This window comes from Sedimentibacter sp., from assembly GCF_038562225.1.
In the GTDB taxonomy this organism is placed as follows: Bacteria; Bacillota; Clostridia; order Tissierellales; family Sedimentibacteraceae; genus Sedimentibacter.
On the sequence record NZ_JBCFAS010000006.1, the window covers coordinates 49,470 to 71,718 of the forward strand.

Below are 22,249 nucleotides of genomic sequence, written 5' to 3' on the forward strand. Positions count from 1 at the left end.
AAAATGTTACTTGCACAACGTATGAGTGATTTAAAACCATCTGATATTCGTGAGGTTGGAAAATTGATTGCAAAAAACCCAGGAACGATTTCTTTCGCAGGTGGATTGCCTGACCCAGCTTTGTTTCCAAGTGAAGCAATGGCAGAGATTACAAACAAAATATTAACTGAAAAGGCAGGAGTTGCTTTACAATATGGTTTTACTTTAGGACGAACTGCATTAAGAGAAAAAGTAGCTGGATTGATGGCAAGAGAAGGAGTTAAGGCTACATCTGATAACATTATGATTACTACAGGCTCACAACAAGGCTTAACACTGTCAACAATGGTTTTTTTAAATCCTGGTGATGTAGTCATAACAGAAAATCCAAGTTACTTAGGTGCTTTAGCGGCGTTTGACCCATATGAAACAAAGTATTTAGGAGTTAATGGTGATAAAAATGGAATGGTCATGGAAGAACTTGAAGAAAAAATAAAAAATACTCCAAATGTAAAAATGATATATGTCATTCCAAATTTTCAAAACCCAACAGGAAGAACATGGTCATTAGAGAAGAGAAAACAACTTATCGATATTGCAAACAAATATGATTTAATAATCTTGGAAGATAATGCATACGGTGAAGTAAGATTTGAAGGTGAAAGAGTTCCTTCAATCAAGTCATTTGATACTGAAGGAAGAGTAATTCATTTAGGATCATTTTCTAAAGTTCTTTCTCCAGGTCTTAGAGTAGCATGGGTTTGCGTTGATGAAAAGCTTTTACCTAAATTTGAACTTGTTAAATACGGATGCGACTTGCAGTCAGCCGAACTTGCTCAAATGCAAGTTGAAGAGTTTTTAGAAAACTATGATCTTGATGAGCATCTTGCAAAAATAAATAAGGTTTATAAAGCAAGAAGAGACTTAATGATTGGTGTTATTAACGAAGAATTTCCAAAGGAGGCAAAATATTATTATCCTGAAGGAGGAATGTTTGTATGGGTTGAACTTCCTTCACATATGAATACTAGAGAGCTACTTAAAAAAGCTGTTGAAAAGAAGGTTGCTTTTGTTCCAGGCGGATCTTTCTATCCACAAAATGATTGCGAAAGTTCATTGCGTTTGAACTTCTCAACAATGGAGGATGACAAAATAATTTTAGGTATGAAAATATTAGCTGAAATTATTAAGGAAAGTCTTTAAGTAGTGGGGAGTCAATATGAGCATAAATATTGAACAGATAGTTGAAGCATACAGAGATAAAATTTTAGATTTATCTCTGTATATAAGAAATAATCCGGAAATAGGATTGAAGGAATTTTTAGCTTCAGAAAAGCTTGTTGAAATGTTAAAAAGGGAAGGCTTTAAAGTTAAATTTGACTTTAAAGAAATGCCTACTGCTTTTGTAGCCAGAAAAAAGAGCGGTGAAGGGCCAGTAATAGCATTGATGGCAGAGTACGATGCATTACCTGGAATAGGAAATGCTTGTGGTCATAATCTTATAGCCGCTATGAGCTTTGGAGCTTCGGTTGCTTTGTCAAGAGCATTGGACGAATATCCAGGAGAAATAGTTCTTATGGGAACTCCTGCTGAAGAGTTAGGAGAAGGCAAACCATTTTTAATTAAACAGGGGGAATTTGACGACGTGGATGTTGCAATGATGATACATCCAAACAGCAAAACTTATTTAGATGTTCCGGTACTGGCAATAGGTGGCATTGATTTTCACTTTTACGGAAAGGCTGCACATGCTGCTGCTAATCCTCATATGGGCGTTAATGCATTAGATGCGGTAATTTTGTTTTTCAACAATATTAATGCATTACGACAGCAATTAAGGGATGATGCAAGAGTGCATGGCATAATAATTGAAGCAGGAAGTGTAGCTAACAGTATTCCTGATAAAAGTAAAGTCAGATTGGAAATGAGAGCTAAAGACCAAAAATATTTCCTTGAATTAATTGAAAAGGTAAAAAAATGTGCTGAAGCAGCAGCATTAGCAACAGGTTGCAGACTTGAATGGAATCATTTTGAGCCAAATTGCGACAGCCTTAAGGCTAATCAAAATATGTTAGGTATATATAAACAACATTTAGATGCATTTAACATTAAATTAGACCCATGCAATGAAACCGGTTCAACAGATATGGGAAATGTAAGTCAGGTGGTTCCGTCTATCCATCCTTGGTTAAAGATGATTGAAGGAGATGCAGGATTGCATACACAAGAATTCTTAGATGAAACTGCATCAGAATTTGCAAAGGAAAAAACAATTATTGGAGCAAAGCTTTTGGCTTTAACAGGATTAGAAATACTTAAAAACCCTGATAGATTAATAGAAATAAAAAAAGAGTTTAATGAAAATTAAATAATTTTCGGAACATTGTTTCGAAAATAGGAGGTTAGAATGGAAAAAGTATTAACAAGACCAAACAGATGCAAACAGTGCGGATTGTGTATTGCAAGCTGCCCAACAAAATCAATATCCTATTCTGAGGATATAAATGCATCCGGTTGTAACTTCACAATCATAGATCATGATAAATGTGTAGGATGTGCAGCATGTTATGTAGTTTGTCCTGACGGTGTTTATGAAGTATTAGGCGATAAATAAATTAATGGAGGAAGATAAAATGGGTGATATGATAAAAGGAAATGAGGCTATTGCTGAAGCTGCTATAAGATCAGGTGCAAGGTTTTATGCAGGATATCCTATTACACCTTCAACTGAAATAATGGAATATCTTTCATATAGATTAGATGAAGTTGGAGGAGCCTTTGTTCAGGCAGAGTCTGAAATAGCAGGTATTAATATGGTAATTGGTGCAGCATCATGTGGAGTAAGAGCATTTACAGCTTCTTCAGGTCCTGGAATAAGCTTAAAACAAGAAGGTATGACCACATTGTCTGATGAAGAATTGCCTGCAGTTGTTATAAACATGGTTAGATATGGCAATGGTATTGGCACTTTATTAACAGCACAATGCGATTATTTAAGAGAAACAAGAGGTGGAGGAAACGGGGATTACAGATGTATCGTTCTTTGCCCAAGCAGTATACAAGAGGCAGTTGAATTAGTAGGATTAGCATTTGACTTAGCTGAAAAATACAGAATGGTATCTGTCTTAATGTCAGAAGGAGCACTTGGACAAATGATGGAACCATGTGAATTACCTGAAATGAAAGAACCAAAAAGATACAGCTGGGGATTTGATGGCAAATATACTAACAAACTTATTGGTATATTTGACAGAGACAGCATGAAGGAATCTATTTTATTAAATGATAAATACAACAAAGTAAAAGAAAATGAACAAAGATGGGAATCAGGATATGTTGAAGATGCGGAGTATGTGTTTGTATCATACGGCTTACCGGGAAGATCATCAATAGGAGCTGTAGAACAATTAAGAAATGAAGGACACAAAGTAGGATTTATAAGACCTATAACAGCATGGCCTTTCCCTGAAAAAGCTTTTAAAGAAGTTAATCCAAATGTCAAGGGATTCATAACTATTGAAGCTAATGCTACAGGTCAAATGGTGGATGATGTTGCTTTAACTGTTAAAAGAGTTATGAAATCAGATATATCCGTTTATTGCAATCCACATGTTTATGGAATTCCTTCGATGAAATCAATAAAAGAAGATTACCATAAAGTAGTTTCCGGTGAATTAAAGGAGGTATACTAAAATGGCTAAAGCAAGAAAATATCCAGAATCAATTGACAGAGCAATGGGTTTTTGCCCAGGTTGCGGACATGGTGTTGTAATAAGGCTTATAGCTGAATGTCTTGAAGAATTAGAACAAGATAAAAATGTTATATATGGAATAGGTGTTGGATGCTCAAGCTTATTGGGCGGTGGATTGCAAACAGACAGACGTCACTGCTCACATGGCAGAGCTGGTGCAGTATGTACTGGTATAAAAAGAGTAAATCCTGAAAATATAGTTATTGCATATCAAGGCGATGGTGATGCATACAGCATTGGTCTTGCTGAAACTACAGCAGCTGCATACAGAAATGAAAATATAACAGTATTTATAATAAATAACACAAATTATGGTATGACAGGCGGACAAATGAGCCATACAACTATGCCTGGACAGGTAACAACTACATCTCCTCATGGAAGAAATTGTGATATAACAGGATATCCAATGAAGTTTCCTGAAATAGTAGCTTCTCAATTTAATGCTGCTTATGTTGCAAGAGGAGCTATAAATACAGTTGCTCAAATAAACAAAACAAAGACATATATTAAAAGTGCCTTAGAAGCTCAAATGAATAAAGAAGGTTACTCAGTTGTTGAAATTCTTACAACATGCCCAACTAATTGGGGAATGACACCTGTGGAATCTAAAAAGAGATTGGTGAATGAATTACTACCTTATTATCCATTAGGCGAGTTAAAAGCTAGGGAGGTAAAATAATATGAAAGAAATAATATTTGCAGGAGCCGGAGGGCAAGGCGTTCTGACATCTGGTTTGTTAATATCACAAATTGCAGTCTTCAAAAAATATCATGCAACTTGGATTCCACAGTACGGATCAGCTATGAGAGGTGGAACTGCAAACTGTACAGTAAAGTTCGGAAAGGAATATATTTATAATCCGTCACAGGAAGAACCAGATATATTGTTGGCGATGAATACTCCTTCATACAATAAGTTCCTTCCATTTGTAAAACCAGGCGGAACAGTAATTATAAATAGCGACATGGTTGTAAAGGAAAAAGTACGAGATGATGTCAATTTTATTGAAGTTCCATGTCTTTCAATGGCAAAGGAATTAAATCATCCACAAGGAGCTAATATTATAATGGCAGGCATTATAGTAAAGATCTCAGGAGATTTTACTGAAGAAGAAGGATTCAGCGGAATGAATGACATGTTTAAGAAAAAGGGCAAGGAAAAATATGAAGAATTAAACACTAAGGCTTTTAAAAAGGGGTATAGCTTTATTTAATAAATCAGAAAAGAATAAATAAAGATTAGCCGCTTGATATAAATCAAGCGGCTATTTATTTTTGACGCGGGGAAGTCGTGGAGTTTTTATGAACTTGACATGATTTATTCATTATAATGTTAATAAAAAAGCAGGTGGATAATTATGGTACACAATATAAAACCAATGGTGAACAAGATGAGAACATTCAGGAAAATGCGGCTGGAGGAAGGCACGGAAGCTCTAAGTAGCCGAAGAGTTTTTTTCTGAGATAACGGATAGGTTCAATCCATATCTTAAAAAGACGTATGTGGAAATAAAGGAAATCAAAAAAGAGTTTTTAAGCGGCGGCTGTCTTTATGTACTGAGGAAATTTTCCGGGACACTAAAAAACTTAAACGGTAAAATTATATATACCTTGAACAATTTGGCGGACAATGAAAAAATTGATGTTCCACATCTCCATGAAAACCTGTATAATATAGTCCTGTGCGGCAACAGCACCATTGCAGCACCATTCTTGACGGTGATCTTCGAAAAAAATGCGGAAAAATAATCCAAAACACTACACATTATGAGTTGGCAGACGATAACTATTATGCTGGGGTTTATATGGAGAATATGAATTTTTAATGTGCCAAAACTTATTAAGATTTGTTAAGAATTAAGAATTCCTTGAAATTTCAGTAAAGGAATTTTTTTCTCTTTAATGACAAATTTTGATAAAATTCTTAAATTTGTGGATATTCCAAAGGGTTGTGGGCTTTCCGCAGTTGAATCTATATATTGTGTATATGTTGACATGTAATAGGGATAATGCTACAATATGTAGTATCACATATGTCTAATATAAAAAAGTATAAAAGAATAAGGGAAAAGAGGGATGGTATGATTAAGATATTAAAAAGAACCGGGATTTTTGTGGACTTCAATGCCGATAAAATCAAAAACGCAATCATCAAGGCAATGAAGGAAACAAAGGACGGTGTGGATGAGGAGCTTGCCAAAGCCATAAGCAGCAAAATAGAAAACGAGCTTTCGGTAAAAGCCTTTCCCGTACCTGTAGAAATGGTTCAGGACATGGTCGAAAACGAATTGATGGACAGCAAGAGAAAAGATGTTGCCAAGAAATATATTCTCTACAGATATGAAAGAGACAAGTCAAGAGATTCCCGAAAAAGAAAGGACTACAAGCTTTTAAGCGAAGAATTTTTAAGCCATTACAAGCACGTTGGCTCTCCCATGAATCAGCTGGGCAGCTTCGTTTATTACAGAACATATTCAAGGTGGCTTCCTGAAGAAAGAAGAAGAGAGTACTGGTGGGAAACCGTAAGAAGGGCGGTTGAATACAACTGCAGCCTGGTTCCTACAAAGAAGGAGGAAGCAGAACAGCTTTACGACAACATATTCAACTTAAAGCAGTTTTTATCCGGAAGAACTTTCTGGGTTGGAGGTACTCCCGTATCATACAATTATCCCATGGCAAACTTCAACTGTGCATTTGAAATAATAAATGATTTCCATGCATTCAGGGACCTGTTCTATTTGCTCATGATAGGCTCAGGAGTCGGGGTAAGGGTGCTTAAAAAGGACGTGGAAGAACTTCCGAAGGTCAGGTCAAACTACAAGATAATCCATGAAGACTACACACCCGTAGACAAGTCCAAGAGAGAAGACAACACAGGCGTCGAGTTCAGCCAGAACAACACGGTTAAAATAACGGTAGGCGACAGCAAGGAAGGCTGGGTTCAGGCTCTTGACCACTACTTCAGCTTCATATACAGCAGCGAGTACAGAAACATAAGCACAATCATCATAAACTACAACAACGTAAGACCGAAGGGAGAGGTTCTCAAGACTTTCGGAGGAACTGCAAGCGGACATTCAAGCATGAAGAATATGTTCACCAAAATCGACTCTGTAATCAAGAAACGCAGCACAGTGGAAGGCAAGGAGCGATTCAAGCTCAGGCCCATCGACTGTCTGGACATTGCGAACATAATCGGCGAAAACGTGGTTGTAGGAGGAGTGAGAAGAACTGCTGAAATAATGCTTATCGACTACGACGACAATGAGTGCATCGAAGCTAAAAACAAGCTCTACAAACAAATAGACGGACAATGGATCGTGGATAAGGACATAATCCATCGCTCCATGAGCAACAACTCGATTTATTACAGGAAAAAGCCTACACGCCAGCAGCTTAAGTGGCAGCTTGATCAAATGCGCTACTCTGGTGAACCAGGATGGGTGAATGAGGAAGCAGGAAGCAAGCGAAGAACCAACATGAACGGCGTAAACCCCTGCGGCGAGATCCTCCTTGACAATAAGGGGCTTTGCAACCTCACTACAATAAATGTGTATGCCTTTGTGGATCAGGATGGAAACCTTGACGAAAAGGGACTTTTAAGGGCTCAGAGACTTTCTGCGAGAGCCGCATACAGAATGACCTGTGTGGAGCTGGAGCTTTCACAATGGGACAGGGTTCAGCAAAGAGACAAGATTACAGGATGCTCCCTCACAGGATGGCAGGACATGGCCAATGCAGCAGGTCTGGACAGGGAACAGCAGGCAGCTCTTCTGAGAAAACTCAGAGATGCAGCCAAGGATGAGGCAGAGCGCTATGCCAATGAAATCGGCGAAAGTGTGCCGATACTTGTGACTGCAATAAAACCCGAAGGAACATTGTCACAGCTTCCCGGAGTTTCAAGCGGAGTTCACTATTCACACTCTCCATACTTTTTGAGAAGAGTGAGAATAAACAGCCACGACCCGCTGGTGAAGGTGTGCGAGGAGCTTGACTATCCGATTATGCCTGAAGTGGGCCAGGACATCAAGACATGCACAACAAAGGTAATAGAATTTCCTGTTATGGCTCCAAGAGGAAAGACGAAGTATGATGTTACGGCTATCGACCAGCTTGAAAATTACAAGCTGTTCATGGAAAACTACGTTGATCACAACTGCTCTATAACCGTCCATGTCAGGGACAATGAATGGGAACAGGTTGAACAGTGGGTTTGGGACAACTGGGACGACGTGGTGGCACTATCGTTCCTGTCGCTTGATGACAGCTTCTACCAGCTCATGCCATACGAATCTATCACCGAGGAAGAGTATGAAAAGAGGGTAAAGGAAATGAAGCCATTCATTCCGTCTCTTTTAAGCAAGTATGAGGTTCAGGAAGAAGAACTGGATGCTGGCAATGAAGGATGCGAAACAGGCATCTGCCCAATCAGATAAAAATGACAAACCGCAATAATTAGCATTTATTATTGCGGTTTTTTAATATTTAAAATCGCTGCACATTCAAATTATCTATAATTAAAAGTTGCTTGCAACTCCACCATGGGACATAAGATGGGAAGAAGATTCTATCGTATAAAGAAGTTGATCCGCAACTCCGCTAGGGGGACCTATGTCCCCCGACCGCGCAAAACTGCTTCCGCATTTTTGCTGAGCGCCCCCCTTGACGGCAAGGACGTCCGACATGCACTCCTCTTTTTTTATATAATAAGAAAGTTCTCTTTCTTATTATATAAAAAAAGAGCTAAATCCGCTCTTTGTGCTGACTACTAGGGATATCAGCAGACTTCGTGCGAATCGCTCCTTTTAGCAATTTAATGGTTGTGAAGCATGTGTCTTTTGTTTTTCATTACACCTTCATAAATTTTGTTGACTACGTAATTGTCGTCGGAATTTTTAATCTGTATGGTCTTGTCTATTTTATACAGGCCGCCTGCTCTCAGCATTCTTGTTTCTCTGGTTATTACCTTCGGAACCGGCTGTCCTCCGCCGGCGATGCATCCTCCGGTGCAGGCCATTACTTCTATGAGATCATAGCTTTTCTCGCCTTTTTTGATTTGTCTTATTAGATTGTCTGCATTCTTAAGTCCGTGAACAACTGCCAGTTTTATTTCGCGTCCATCCACGCTCACGCTGGTTTCCTTGACAGATTCCAGGCCTCTTACGCTGTTGTATATTATTTCGCAGTCATCCTTGCCGTACTTGTTTTTCAAAACCCTTCTCAGAACGGCTTCCGTAACTCCGCCGGTTGTACCGAAGATTATCCCGGCTCCGGAGCCTGTGCCAAAAGGCATATCCATGGCCTCTTCTTCAATATCGTCAAACTTGATACCTATTTCCTTTATCATTATGGCAAGTTCCTGAGTGGTAAGAACAACGTCCACTTCCCTCACATCGTCATGGGTGTATTCAGGACGTGCAGCCTCGGCTTTCTTGGCTGTGCAGGGCATTATGGACAAAATGAACGTATCCTTGCCGTCTTCCATGTCTTTTTGGCTATAAGCTTCTCTCAGAACAGTTCCAAACATCTGCTGGGGAGACTTGCAGGATGAAATGTTTCCGGAAAGTTCCGGATACTTGTCTTCTGCAAACTTAACCCAGGCAGGGCAGCAGGAAGTGAAAAGAGGCAGGTTTTCATTTTTGGAAAGCCTTTCAACAAATTCATTGCTTTCCTCTATAACTGTTATGTCAGCTGACAAGCTGGTGTCAAAAACCTCTTCAACACCAAGCTTTTTCAGTATGGCTACAATTTTTCCGGTGGTTACTTCTCCCGGGTTTTTGCCGAATTCCTCACCAAGGGCAACCCTTACGGCCGGCGCTATCTGTGCAATCACTCTTATATTTTTGTCATACAGAGCATCCCACACCTTTTGAGTTTCATTTTTTATGGAGATGGCTCCCGTCGGACAGACAATACGGCATTGTCCGCAGTTTACGCAGTTTGACTGTGCCAGTGTCTTATTGAAGGCAGGTCTTATTGTTACATCCGAACCTCTGTGAACAAAACCCAGAGCTCCTACTCCCTGAATTTCTTCGCACACCATTACGCAGTCGCCGCATTTTATGCATTTGTTTGGATTTCTCACAATGCTGTGGCTTGAGTAGTCAACCTCGTAATTTTTATTTATCTGAGTGAATCTGTTTCTGTTGAGGCCGTATCTTTTAGCCAGCTTCTGAAGCTGACATCTTCCCGTTCTGTCGCAGGAGGTGCAGTCCTTGTCGTGGTTGGCCAGCAGAAGTTCAAGAATCATTTTTCTGTAGTTTCTTATTCTGGGTGAATTTGTGTATATTTCCAAACCGTCCTTAGGCTTTTCGGAACATGAAGCAATTATTTCACCTTTTGAAGTTTCAACTGAACACATCCTGCAGGCACCGTAAATGCTCAGCTCCGAGTGGTAGCAAAATGTGGGCAGATCAATGCCGCTGTCTCTGATTACGCTCAGTATGTTCTTCTGGTTTGTATAGGCAATCTTTTTGCCGTCTATTATCATTGTGCCCATTGCTAAACCTCCTTAATGGCCTTGAATGTGCATGCTTCTATGCAGGCACCGCATTTAATGCATTTTTTGCTGTCTATGACAAAAGGTTCCTTGACTTTACCGCTTATGGCATTTACCGGACAGTTTCTTGCGCACTTTGAGCATCCTTTGCAAAGGGCACTGTCAATTTCGATTGTACTTAATCCCTTACATTGTTTTGCAGGGCATACCTTGTCTCTGACGTGAGCAAGATACTCGTCATGGAAGTACTCCAGTGTGCTGAGAATCGGATTTGCTGCAGTCTTTCCAAGTCCGCACAAAGCCGTGTTCTTAACTGTGTCTGCAATATCCTTCAGCAGGTCCAGGTCTTCTTCCGTACCGTTGCCGGCAACGATTTTTTCCAATATTTCCAGCATTCTTTTGGTTCCTTCCCTGCAGGGGATACACTTTCCGCAGGATTCCCTCTGGGTGAAGTTCATAAAGAACCTTGCTACTTCCACCATGCAGGTATCCTCGTTCATTACAACCATTCCGCCGGAACCGATCATTGCTCCCACTTTTTTCAGGGAATCGAAGCTCAAAGGCAGATCCAGGTGTCTTTCATCAAATGTCAGACATCCCCCGGAAGGTCCGCCTATCTGAACAGCCTTGAATTTTTTGCCGTCAGGTATTCCTCCGCCTATGTCGAATATTACTTCCCTTATGGTTGTGCCCATAGGAACCTCAATAAGACCTGTATTAACAACATTTCCCGTCAATGCAAATGCCTTGGTTCCCGGACTGTCCTTTGTGCCCAGCTTTTTATATTCATCTGCTCCCTTGATTATGATGAAAGGAACATTGGCGAATGTCTCAACGTTGTTCAACACGGTCGGGCAGCCGAACAAGCCCTGTTCAACAGTTCGTGGAGGTTTTACACGAGGCATGCCCCTGTCGCCTTCAATGGATGCGGTAAGGGCGCTTCCTTCTCCGCATACAAAGGCTCCGGCTCCCTTGTTTATATGAAGGTCAAAATCAAAGCCTGAACCCAGGATGTCTTTTCCTAAAAGGCCGGCTTCCTTTGCCTGGTTGATTGCTATCCTTAAACGTTCAACAGCAAGAGGGTACTCTGCCCTCACATATATGTATCCTGTCTGGGCACCGGTAGCATAACCTGCAATTACCATTCCCTCAATTACCTTGTGGGGGTCTCCTTCCATTATGCTTCTGTCCATGAATGCGCCGGGGTCTCCTTCATCACCGTTGCAGACGATGTACTTGACCGGGTTGTTCTGTGCCAGAACTTGTCCCCATTTTTTGCCTGTGACAAAGCCTCCGCCTCCGCGTCCTCTCAGTCCGGAATCCTGAATTTGTTTGCAAATATCCTTGGGGTCCATGGACTGAAGGACCTTTGACAAGGCTTTGTAGCCTCCCTTTGCAATGCATTCCTGTATGTTTTCGGCATCCATGTGGCCACAGTTTTCAAGAACCAGCCTGGTTTGCTTCTGATAGAAAGGGATTTCTTCCTGAGTCTCATAAAACTTGTCCTCATCCTGAAACATGAGCCTTTTCACCGGTTCACCCTTCAAGATGGTGTAGTTGAATATATCGTCGCAGTCTTCCGGTTTTACCCTTAAGTACAGGTAGTTGTACGGTTCGACTCTAACCAGCGGACCAGCTTCGCAAAAGCCGTGGCATCCGCTTTTTTTTACACTTGTTCCTTCCTCTTCCTTCAACAGGTCCACATCTGCCCATGAACCGTTTTCCTTTACAAGCCTTAAGAGTTCGTTATAAATTTTCAAAGATCCGCTGGCTACGCAGCCTGTACCGCCGCACACCAGCACCTTGATTTTTTGCTTCTTCAATGAATTTTGAAATATTTTTGCATAAGAAGATAAGTCATCGTGAGTTTTTATAAACATTGCATTTCCTCCTTCTTTATGGCCCTGATCAATTCTATGGCCGATTCCGGCGTCATCTTTGGATAAACGTGGTCATTGATTGTAATAACAGGTGCCAGTCCGCAAGCGCCCAGGCAGGAAACGGTTTCAACCGTAAATAACAAGTCGTCTGTGGTTTTCTTCTTTTCAGACAGTTTGAGTTCTTTATACATGGCAGTTAATATCGGGACGGATTTTCTGACATGACAGGCAGTTCCGTCACATATTTTTATTATATTTTTCCCCTTTGCATCAAGCGAAAAATTTTCATAAAAAGTTGCCACACCATAAATTTTTGATTGGCTGATGTCCAGTTTTCCAGCCACGTAGATTAAGATTTCCTCGGGCAGGTAGTGATATTCCTTCTGGATTTCCTGAATGATTGTAATGAGTTCTTTCTTTTCGCAGTTATGACTGTTCAATATTCCGTCGACTTTTTCTTTTACTTCTGAAATCATAGCGCCTTTCCTTTCCAGCATATATTTAAAAGACTTTGATAATAATATATCAAACCTTGTATTGTGTGCGCAAGTACCAGTAAAATGTCGTAATAATAAAATTCAAAGATGAAAAACACTTGCAGCAAAAACGGCATGAATACGATTTTTCTGAAATTAAGTTAATAATTGTTGTTGACATACCTAGATATCCTATGTAAGATAAATACATAGGATATCTAGGTATAGGAGAAAATTATGAAAGTTGACAACAGTTTAATTAAAGGAAATACAAAAATGCTGGTTATGGCAATCATTGAATCCGGAAACAAGTATGGCTATGAAATCATAAAAGAACTTGAAACAAAATCATACGGAACCTTTGTCCTGAAGGAAGGTACTTTATATCCAATATTGCACAGCCTGGAGGAAGAAGAGCTTATTAAGTCAACCACATTCATGATGGAGAACAACAGGTCAAGAAAATATTACAAGATAACCAAAAAGGGAAGGGCTTATCTGTACAACAAGAAGAAGGAATGGGTAGAGTTTTCTTCAAAGGTCAATATAATAATAGGAAGGAATCCGAACACCAGCATAATATGATCGTCATATAGAAATTGCTGAATTAAAATGCAGCGGATTCCCGTGACAGAGCTTTTAACCTTGCTAAAGTCAGAGGTTTGGAGAACAAACGTCGCCCTTAAATTTAATATAAATTTAATGTGAATATTATGTTAAAATTAAGGCAAAAGTGGTATAATATATGTATTAATTTATGGGAGCAAAAATGTTTGATATACAGGAAGAGTTAAAAAAGGTGCCTGAAAATCCCGGCGTCTATCATATGAAGAATCAGTTCGGGGAAGTAATTTACGTCGGAAAGGCAAAAAATCTGAAAAAAAGAGTAAGGCAATATTTTCAGTCAAAAAATCACAGCCCTAAAATTCAGGCAATGATAAGAAACATTTCTGAATTTGAATACATAATTACGGATAACGAAGTTGAAGCCCTGATACTGGAAGCCAATTTCATAAAGAAGTACAGGCCCAGGTACAACACACTCCTCAGGGACGACAAGCAATATCCGTATATAAAGATTTCAGTTCATGAAAAATACCCCAGGATTTACAAAGTCAGAGAAGTCAAGAAGGATGGAGCCAGATACTTCGGTCCCTATCCCAGCGCTTATGCGGTAAATGAAATAATAGACATAATAGGAAGTTTGTACAAGCTGAGGAAGTGTTCCCTGAGCCTTGACGGAACAAAAAAAAACCAGAGGCCTTGTTTGAACTATCACATCAACAGGTGCACTGCCCCATGTATGGGAAACGTTGACACAAGGGAATACAGGGAAGAAGTCCATAAAGCCATAAGCCTTTTGTCCGGCAGGGAAGATGAGCTTGTTGCTGCGCTGAAGGAAAAGATGCTCAATGCTTCCGAAAGGATGGACTATGAAGCAGCTGCAAAGTACAGGGATCAGATTAGCGCACTGGAGATCATTGCTGAAAAGCAAAAGATTGTTTCCGCAAATTCCAACATTGACCAGGATGTCATAGGAAGTGCAATGGGTATTGAGGAAGCATGCATTCAGATATTCTTCATACGTAACGGAAAAATAATCGGACGTGAGCATTACCTGCTCACAAATATAGAAAATGAGACAAGGGAAGAAATAATCAGTTCGTTTTTAACACAATTTTATACAGGAACAGTATATATCCCTAAAGAAATTTACATTGAGACCGAAATTGAAGATATAGAGGTATTTGAAAAACTTCTTTCAGAAAAAAGAGGGAACAAGGTTTCCGTTAAGGTGCCGTCAAAGGGCGACAAGAGCATGCTAATTAAAATGATAAAGAAAAATGCCTTGGAGATACTTGAAAAGGGAAGCCAGAGGATAAAGAAAAACCTTGATGAAAGCATGCAGGCCGTCGAACAGCTGAAGGAGCTGCTGGGACTTGATGAAGCTCCTCTTCGAATCGAGGCGTACGACATTTCCAACATTCAGGGTGTGGAATCCGTAGGTTCCATGGTAGTGTTTGAAAAGGGAGTGCCCAGCAAGAGCAATTATCGCAGGTTTAAAATAAAGACAGTGCAGGGTCCAAATGATTATAAAAGCATGGAAGAGGTTCTCGAGAGGCGAATTAACAGAGGACTTGAGGGAAATGAGGATATAAAGGGTTTCAGCAAGATGCCTGATTTGATTCTCATGGACGGAGGAAAGGGCCAGACAAACATTGCAGAAGAGGTTATCTCCAATTATGGCCTCAGGATTCCTGTTTGCGGAATGATAAAGGATGATAAGCACACAACCAGAGGTCTCATTTACAACAACCGGGAAATAGAGTTTAGAAAGACTGACACGGTATACAGGCTCATATACAGGATTCAGGAAGAAGCGCACCGGTTTGCCATTGAATACCACAGAAACTTAAGGGATAAGACTCTGTTCAGATCAGAGCTGGACAACATTGAAAATATAGGAGAGAAGCGGAAGATAAACCTTCTTAAAACATTCGGGTCCGTAGACAGCATAAAAAACAAAAGCATCGAAGAACTGACGGATGTACCCGGAATGAACCAAAAAGCAGCAGAATCAGTGTACAATTACTTTAAACAGCAGAAAAATTCAATTAATAATTAATAGTTAATAATTAATAATATAATGTTGAAATCTGCCTCGGCAGATTTCCTCCATAATTCTTAATTCTTCATTATTAATTCTTAATTATATAAGGGTGGTAGTTATGCAGTATGTTAAACTTGAGGATTTGATCAGTTTTATTGGACTGGAGACAGTCTATTATCCGGAAGATGTGCAGTCGAGAATCTATACGCCTGAAATAATAAGGCCGGGCCTGCAGATAGCGGGATATTTCGACTGGTTTTCCTTTGAAAGAGTGCAGGTAATGGGCAAGTCCGAAATGCTTTATATAAAGACATTGGATGAAGAGGTTAAAAGACAGAGGATTGACAGGTTCTTCAGCTTCCCCATACCGGCACTGATTGTTGCCAATGACATGGAAGTGGACGATGTCATAATTCAGTATGCCCAGAAATACAAAAGGCCTGTTTTAAAATCCAGTGAAAAGACTGATAAGCTTGTAAACATAATGATCAACTTCCTTGAGGAAGAACTGGCCGAAGAAACGATCATACACGGTGTCTGTCTTGAAGTGTTCGGCATAGGAGTGCTGATAAAGGGTAAAAGTGGAATTGGAAAGAGCGAAACATCCCTGGAACTCATAAACAGAGGCCACAGACTTGTTGCCGACGATGCCGTTATTGTCAAGAAGGTTGACAGCGGATTGAAAGCAACCTGCCCTGAGCTCACACAGCATCTGATGGAAATCAGAGGCATAGGAATACTTGACATCAAGCACTTGTTCGGAGTGGGTTCCATAAGGCTTGAGCAGTTCATTGAAATGGTGATTGAACTGGAAGAATGGGACGAAAACAAGGAATATGACCGCATCGGAGCAGACGAGGACTTCACGGAAATCCTGGGTGTTAAGGTTCCCACAGTGGTGGTTCCCGTAAAACCCGGAAGGAACATTTCTGCTATTGTTGAAATAGCAGCCAAAAACTACAGGCAGAAGCTATTGGGATACAATCCGTTGGAGACATACAACAAGAAGTTCCGCAACCTTGCGCGAAAGTAAAATGGTGCAAAATTGCAATAAGTTAAAATATTGCATAAAATCAATAAAAATTCGCTTCAAGCCTTATTTTGTGATGCAATTTTACAACGTGAACTTGCAAAATAAATAAGTTTTTTGTTTGTTAAAAGTTTGATAGGGAAAACATGCAAACGATGGATGCCTATATTATTTAGCATAACAAACTGTTTGGCTTTATTTTATAAGGTGACTTTCCAATATTGGCAAACATAGAATAATTTATAGTTGCATTTAACTTCTCTTTATTATATAATCATTGATGGTATTGATTTAAAACAATATTATTTGAGGTAACATTATATAAATTAATATTATATAGGAGGATATATTAATGTCAAAAGTTATGAAAACTATGGACGGAAATACCGCTGCTGCGTATATATCATATGCATTTACCGATGTAGCAGCAATATTCCCAATAACACCTTCTTCACCAATGGCTGAACTTGCAGATGAATGGGCAGCTCATGGTCAAAAGAACATTTTCGGACAAACTGTTAAGGTTGTTGAAATGCAGTCAGAAGGCGGTGCTGCAGGTGCTGTACACGGATCATTGCAGGCAGGCGCATTGACCACTACATACACTGCATCACAAGGTTTATTGTTAATGATACCTAACATGTACAAAATTGCAGGTGAATTGTTGCCGGCTGTTTTCCATGTTAGTGCAAGAGCAATTGCTGGACATGCTCTTTCAATATTTGGGGATCACTCTGACGTAATGGCAGCAAGACAGACTGGATTTGCACTTCTTGCATCAAGCAGCGTTCAGGAAGCTATGGACCTGGGCGGTGTTGCTCACCTTGCAACACTGAAGACAAGAGTACCGTTTGTACATTTCTTCGATGGTTTCAGAACTTCTCATGAAGTACAAAAAATAGAAACAATCGATTATGCTGACCTGGCTAAATTGGTTGACATGGATGCTGTAAGTGAATTCAGAGCAAGAGCTCTTAATCCGGAACATCCTGTAACAAGAGGAACTGCTCAGAACCCTGACGTATTCTTCCAGGCAAGAGAAGCTTCCAACAAATTCTACGATGAAGTACCTGCAGTAGTTGCTGACTACATGAAGGAAATCGAAAAAATTACAGGCAGAGAATACAAGCCATTCAACTACTATGGAGCTCCTGATGCAGAAAACATAATAGTAGCAATGGGTTCAGTAACTGAAACTGCAGAAGAGGTAATTGATAACCTGACTGCAAAGGGCGAAAAGGTTGGTATATTAATCGTTCACCTTTACAGACCTTTCTCAGCTAAGTATTTCTTTGATGTAATGCCTAAGACTGTAAAGAAAATAGCTGTTCTTGACAGATGCAAAGAGCCAGGCTCAATCGGAGAACCATTGTACTTAGACGTTAAATCACTGTTCTACGGACAGGAAAAACAGCCTCTTATCGTTGGCGGAAGATACGGATTAGGTTCAAAAGACACTACTCCTGCTCAGATATTTGCCGTATTCAACAACCTGAAAGCGGATGAGCCTAAACATGACTTCACTATCGGTATAGTTGACGACGTTACATTCAAATCACTTGAAACTCCGGAAGTAGTAAACACTTCTGCACCTGGAACAGTAAGATGCAAATTCTGGGGACTTGGTTCTGACGGTACAGTTGGAGCTAACAAAAATGCTATCAAGATTATCGGTGACCATACTAACATGTATGCTCAGGGATATTTCTCATATGACTCTAAAAAATCAGGCGGTGTAACTGTATCTCACTTAAGATTCGGTAAGTCACCAATCAGATCAACATACTTAATCGACGAAGCTGACTTTGTTTCATTGTCACAGCAGTCATATGTTGATAAATACGATGTTCTGACAGGACTTAAAAAAGGCGGAACATTCCTGTTGAACACAATCTGGACACCTGAAGAAGTTGAAGCAAATCTGCCGGCTAAATACAAGAAATACATGGCAGAAAAGGAAATAAAATTCTACACAATCAATGCAACTCAGATAGCATTGGATTTAGGTCTTGGAAACAGAACAAACATGATAATGCAGTCAGCATTCTTCAAACTGGCTGATGTTATTCCTGTTGATGAAGCAGTAGGATACTTGAATGATGCTATCGTTAAGTCATACGGCAAAAAAGGCGATGCAATTGTCAACATGAACAAGGCTTCAGTTGAAAAAGGTATCACAGACTTAGTTAAAATAGAAGTTCCAGCTTCCTGGAAAGATGCAAAAGACGCAAGCGCAAACAGCGGACTGGCAGTTCCTTATACTGAAGAAGAAAAGCCAGATTTCATAAAGAACGTTGTTGACGTAATGAACAGACAAGAGGGAGACAGCCTTCCTGTAAGCACATTCGCAGGTATCGAAGACGGTACATTCCCACAGGGAACTTCTGCTTATGAAAAAAGAGGTATAGCTACAACAGTACCTAAGTGGATTTCTGAAAACTGTATCCAGTGTAACCAGTGTTCATTCGTATGTCCACACGCAGTTATCAGACCGACATTGCTGGATGCTGATGAAAAGGCTGCTGCTCCTGCAACATTTGAAACTCTAAAGGCTACAGGAAAAGGACTTGAAGGACTTGAGTACAGACTGGTAATAAGCCCGCTTGATTGTACAGGATGCGGAAACTGCGCAGACATCTGCCCGGCTAAGAACAAGGCTCTTGAAATGGTGCCTATAGCTGAAGAAGTTGAAGCAGGTATTCCAAACTGGAAATATGCAATAGACAAAGTAACTATAAAAGATGATTTAATGGATAAGGTATCCGTTAAAGGAAGCCAGTTCTGCAAACCATACTTCGAATTCTCAGGCGCATGCGCAGGCTGCGGTGAAACAGCTTATGTTAAAACTATAACTCAGCTTTACGGTGACAGAATGATGATTGCCAATGCAACAGGATGCTCATCAATCTGGGGAGCTTCAGCACCTGCAACTCCATACACTGTTGACAAGAACGGAAGAGGTCCTTCATGGGCTAACTCATTGTTCGAAGACAACGCAGAGTTCGGCTTGGGTATGGCAACAGGCGTTAGACAGATGAGAGATTCAATCCAGATGTCTATGGAAGCATTGCTTGAAAAAGAAGTACCGGCAGCTATGAAAGAAGCATTCCAGGAGTGGATTGCAAACAGAGAAAAGGCTGACGAATCAAAAGCAGCTACAGCTAAAGTTCTTGCAGCAGTTGAAGGATACACTGGATGCAAGGAATGTGAAGCAGCTGTTAAGAACATCCTTGACAAGAAAGATTACCTGGTTAAGAAGTCTCAGTGGATCATAGGCGGAGACGGCTGGGCATATGACATAGGATACGGCGGATTAGACCACGTTCTTGCATCAGGCGAAGACGTAAACGTACTTGTTCTTGACACAGAAGTTTACTCAAACACTGGAGGACAGTCTTCAAAATCAACTCCTACAGCTTCAATTGCAAAATTTGCAGCTTCAGGTAAGAAGGTTAAGAAGAAAGACCTGGGTATGATCGCAGCAACTTACGGATACGTATACGTAGCTCAGGTTGCCATCGGATCAGACAAGAACCAGTTCATGAAAGCTTTGAAAGAAGCAGAAAGCTACAACGGACCATCATTGATCATAGCTTACGCTCCATGCATCAACCATGGTATCAAGGCTGGAATGGGCAAGACTGTAGACAGAGAAAAGAAAGCTGTTGAAGCAGGATACTGGCATCTGTACAGATTCAACCCATTGCTGAAGGAAGAAGGCAAGAACCCATTCGTACTGGATTCTAAAGAGCCAAAAGCTTCATTCAGAGAATTCATTGAAGGTGAAGTAAGATACTCATCATTGAAGAATTCATTCCCAGAAATAGCTGAAGAATTGTTTGCCAAAGCAGAAGAAGATGCTAAGGACAGATATGCAAGCTATGTAAGAATGGCTGATATGAAATATTAATAAAACTGACGGCAGTTCCATAGGAACTGCCGTTTTTTTTATATGATATTGTCATGCTTATTATTTTTTGGACAATTTTCTTGATATGGTTGAAGGGGTGACGTCCAGTACTTTTGCAGCCTTTCGTATACTTCCGTACTTTTCCACTGACCTTTTAAGGATATCAAGTTCATAATCTTCAATCATTTCTCTTAGGGGACGAGTGATTTCAAAATCGTTAATGTCCTGATTGGCATAATAAACATAGTTGGCCTTTTTACTTATGGCGCCCACATATTCCAAGTCATCAACGGTTATGATGTCATTAAGTGAAATAAGAATCAGTCTTTCGATGGTATTCTTGAGTTCTCTGATATTCCCGCTCCACTTTTGAGATATTAAAGTTTCAAAAACGCTGCGGGATATTCTTTTTGCAGTGTTATACTGATTGTTGAAATAATTGGTGAAGTATAAAGATAAAATAGGTATATCATCCAGCCTGTCGGCTAATGAGGGTATATTGATTGGAATTACATTTAACCTGAAGTACAGGTCATTTCTAAAAAGTCCTTCATTTACAAGACTCTGAAGGTTTTTATTTGTTGCACATATTATTCGTATATTTGACTTAATTTCCTTATATCCTCCAACCCTGACAAACTTTCCGTCTTGTAATACCCTTAACAGTATTGACTGTAAGCATAAAGGCATTTCGCCTATTTCATCCAGAAAAAGTGTTCCGTTTTGCGATATTTCAATAAGTCCCTTCTTTCCGAATTTTGATGCACCTGTAAAAGAACCGGGTTCATATCCAAAAAATTCTGATTCTTTAAGATTATCTGGTATAGCAGCACAATTAGTTTTTACAAATGACTCCTTTTTTCTGTTGCTGTTGTTATGTATCAATTCTGACAGAAGTTCTTTTCCAACTCCTGATTCGCCTGTAATTAAAACAGGGGCTTCTGATTTAGCTACTCTCAAGGAAATATTTATTATTTCCTTCATTTTTTCATTAATGGTAATTATATTTTCAGTTTTGTATTTTTTAAAGTCCAAGGGCATAATTGCACAATCATCCTTGTCATATGACACATAATAATCATACTTTTTCATTAATGCATCCTCCAAAGTCATTTGCTGCTAAAAATAAAAACCAAGGTCTTTTGCAGTATCTTCATACTTATTTAGATAGCTTATGGAACCTTCCTTGTCTATCTGGCTTAAAAGCACGGTTATCATGTTTATAACACTGATTGGGGTTGCGTAAAAATCAGTTATGGACACAGAATCGCAGGGAATCGTAAGGACTATATCAGATAGTGGAGTTAATGCTGACATTACATTGTCTGTAATTGAAATAATTTTAAAGTTATGCTTTTTAAAAAAATTCGTGATTCTGATGGTTTCTTTCGGATAGCGTGCAAATCCGATGGATAGCACAAGAGAATTAACATCAAACAAGGAAAAGTTGTCAAAGTTTTCTGTGGCTCCTGAAATTATCTTGGTTGTTTTTTTACCGAGCCTATTGAACATGTGTTCTGCGTAGATAGCAATGATACTGGAACTTCGTGTTCCTACTACTATAATTTCCGGAGCCTTAATAATATGTTCCAGAATGGAGTAAAATGTTGTTTCATCAAAATTTTCCATCATTTTATTCAGGTTTGATATTTCCTTTTTGATTATGACATTTTTGATGTCGTTTATTTTAGGATTGATGTTAATCAGGGAAAACTCAAACCTGTCAGTAGTTTTCAATTCCGACATGGCCAATTCCCGTATGAAGTTTCTAAGTTCTTCATAATTTTTAAACCCAATTTTTTCAATATATGAAGAAATATAAACTGTCTCAATTGACAATATTTTTGATACATCCATCATGTCCAGGAATGCAATTTTCTTGTAATTTTCCTTTATATATTCGGCTAATGCAAATTCATAATCATTCAACTTAAGTGAGGCATCCGTCAATCTGTCAAAAAAGTTATTTTTCATATCCATGAGTGATGATTTCCTTTCTTAGATTTAGAAACGTTTTCTTTAGTATATCATATAGAATAATATATTCAACTAATATTTGTTGCAAATATTGAACACTTTTTGCATTTTTTATGTTTTTAGCAGGATTAT

The 22,249-nt window shown here is 39.5% G+C and carries 17 protein-coding genes; 12 read left to right on the plus strand and 5 right to left on the minus strand.

All coding sequences use genetic code 11. The features are described from left to right. Positions 1 to 3: 3 nt before the first annotated feature. From AAGU76_RS17945 to nrdJ, 8 genes are all read left to right on the plus strand, one after another. Positions 4 to 1,182, plus strand: coding sequence for a PLP-dependent aminotransferase family protein (locus AAGU76_RS17945; RefSeq protein WP_342486892.1), 1,179 nt, complete (start codon positions 4 to 6; stop codon positions 1,180 to 1,182). Between the two features lie 16 nt (positions 1,183 to 1,198). Beyond that, complete coding sequence (locus AAGU76_RS17950) at positions 1,199 to 2,347, plus strand: M20 family metallopeptidase (protein WP_342486893.1); 1,149 nt, start codon at positions 1,199 to 1,201, stop codon at positions 2,345 to 2,347. A 39-nt stretch (positions 2,348 to 2,386) separates the two neighbouring features. Further along, on the plus strand, positions 2,387 to 2,593 hold the full coding sequence (locus AAGU76_RS17955; RefSeq protein WP_342486894.1) for a 4Fe-4S binding protein: 207 nt from the start codon (positions 2,387 to 2,389) through the stop codon (positions 2,591 to 2,593). 19 nt (positions 2,594 to 2,612) lie between these two features. Then, positions 2,613 to 3,671 carry a 3-methyl-2-oxobutanoate dehydrogenase subunit beta gene (locus AAGU76_RS17960; protein WP_342486895.1) on the plus strand — a complete coding sequence of 353 codons (1,059 nt, stop codon included), beginning with the start codon at positions 2,613 to 2,615 and terminating at the stop codon, positions 3,669 to 3,671. 1 nt (position 3,672) lies between these two features. Then, positions 3,673 to 4,413: a thiamine pyrophosphate-dependent enzyme gene (locus AAGU76_RS17965; RefSeq protein ID WP_342486896.1), complete on the plus strand. Its 741-nt coding sequence runs from the start codon at positions 3,673 to 3,675 to the stop codon at positions 4,411 to 4,413. Position 4,414: 1 nt separating this feature from the next. Beyond that, positions 4,415 to 4,948 carry a 2-oxoacid:acceptor oxidoreductase family protein gene (locus AAGU76_RS17970; RefSeq protein ID WP_342486897.1) on the plus strand — a complete coding sequence of 178 codons (534 nt, stop codon included), beginning with the start codon at positions 4,415 to 4,417 and terminating at the stop codon, positions 4,946 to 4,948. A 289-nt stretch (positions 4,949 to 5,237) separates the two neighbouring features. Further along, complete coding sequence (locus tag AAGU76_RS17975; protein WP_342486898.1) at positions 5,238 to 5,483, plus strand: hypothetical protein; 246 nt, start codon at positions 5,238 to 5,240, stop codon at positions 5,481 to 5,483. A 332-nt stretch (positions 5,484 to 5,815) separates the two neighbouring features. Then, a complete protein-coding gene (gene nrdJ / locus AAGU76_RS17980) occupies positions 5,816 to 8,170 on the plus strand; it encodes a ribonucleoside-triphosphate reductase, adenosylcobalamin-dependent (RefSeq protein WP_342486899.1) in 2,355 nt (784 codons plus the stop codon). Positions 8,171 to 8,547: 377 nt separating this feature from the next. On the opposite strand, the gene AAGU76_RS17985 is transcribed toward nrdJ, so the two are convergent. From AAGU76_RS17985 to AAGU76_RS17995, 3 genes are read right to left on the minus strand one after another with little or no spacing between them, the layout of a single operon-like run. Continuing rightward, a complete protein-coding gene (locus tag AAGU76_RS17985) occupies positions 8,548 to 10,233 on the minus strand; it encodes a [FeFe] hydrogenase, group A (RefSeq protein ID WP_342486900.1) in 1,686 nt (561 codons plus the stop codon). A 2-nt stretch (positions 10,234 to 10,235) separates the two neighbouring features. Beyond that, a complete protein-coding gene (locus AAGU76_RS17990; RefSeq protein WP_342486901.1) occupies positions 10,236 to 12,113 on the minus strand; it encodes an NADH-quinone oxidoreductase subunit NuoF in 1,878 nt (625 codons plus the stop codon). After that, a complete protein-coding gene (locus AAGU76_RS17995) occupies positions 12,104 to 12,589 on the minus strand; it encodes an NAD(P)H-dependent oxidoreductase subunit E (RefSeq protein ID WP_342486902.1) in 486 nt (161 codons plus the stop codon). The genes AAGU76_RS17990 and AAGU76_RS17995 overlap by 10 nt, the downstream gene beginning before the upstream one ends. Before the next feature lie 237 nt (positions 12,590 to 12,826). On the opposite strand from AAGU76_RS17995, the gene AAGU76_RS18000 reads away from it, so the two are divergent. The 4 genes from AAGU76_RS18000 (at position 12,827) to nifJ (ending at position 20,140) form a co-directional block, all read left to right on the plus strand. Continuing rightward, positions 12,827 to 13,174: a PadR family transcriptional regulator gene (locus AAGU76_RS18000; protein ID WP_342486903.1), complete on the plus strand. Its 348-nt coding sequence runs from the start codon at positions 12,827 to 12,829 to the stop codon at positions 13,172 to 13,174. A 184-nt stretch (positions 13,175 to 13,358) separates the two neighbouring features. Further along, a complete protein-coding gene (gene uvrC, locus AAGU76_RS18005; protein WP_342486904.1) occupies positions 13,359 to 15,215 on the plus strand; it encodes an excinuclease ABC subunit UvrC in 1,857 nt (618 codons plus the stop codon). A 103-nt stretch (positions 15,216 to 15,318) separates the two neighbouring features. Continuing rightward, on the plus strand, positions 15,319 to 16,233 hold the full coding sequence (gene hprK / locus AAGU76_RS18010) for an HPr(Ser) kinase/phosphatase (protein ID WP_342486905.1): 915 nt from the start codon (positions 15,319 to 15,321) through the stop codon (positions 16,231 to 16,233). A gap of 349 nt (positions 16,234 to 16,582) precedes the next feature. Beyond that, a complete protein-coding gene (nifJ, locus tag AAGU76_RS18015; protein WP_342486906.1) occupies positions 16,583 to 20,140 on the plus strand; it encodes a pyruvate:ferredoxin (flavodoxin) oxidoreductase in 3,558 nt (1,185 codons plus the stop codon). A 60-nt stretch (positions 20,141 to 20,200) separates the two neighbouring features. Here nifJ and AAGU76_RS18020 read toward each other — a convergent pair whose 3' ends face one another. Next, a complete protein-coding gene (locus tag AAGU76_RS18020) occupies positions 20,201 to 21,232 on the minus strand; it encodes a sigma 54-interacting transcriptional regulator (RefSeq protein WP_342486907.1) in 1,032 nt (343 codons plus the stop codon). A 27-nt stretch (positions 21,233 to 21,259) separates the two neighbouring features. Next, complete coding sequence (locus AAGU76_RS18025) at positions 21,260 to 22,120, minus strand: MurR/RpiR family transcriptional regulator (RefSeq protein WP_342486908.1); 861 nt, start codon at positions 22,118 to 22,120, stop codon at positions 21,260 to 21,262. Positions 22,121 to 22,249 lie beyond the last annotated feature (129 nt).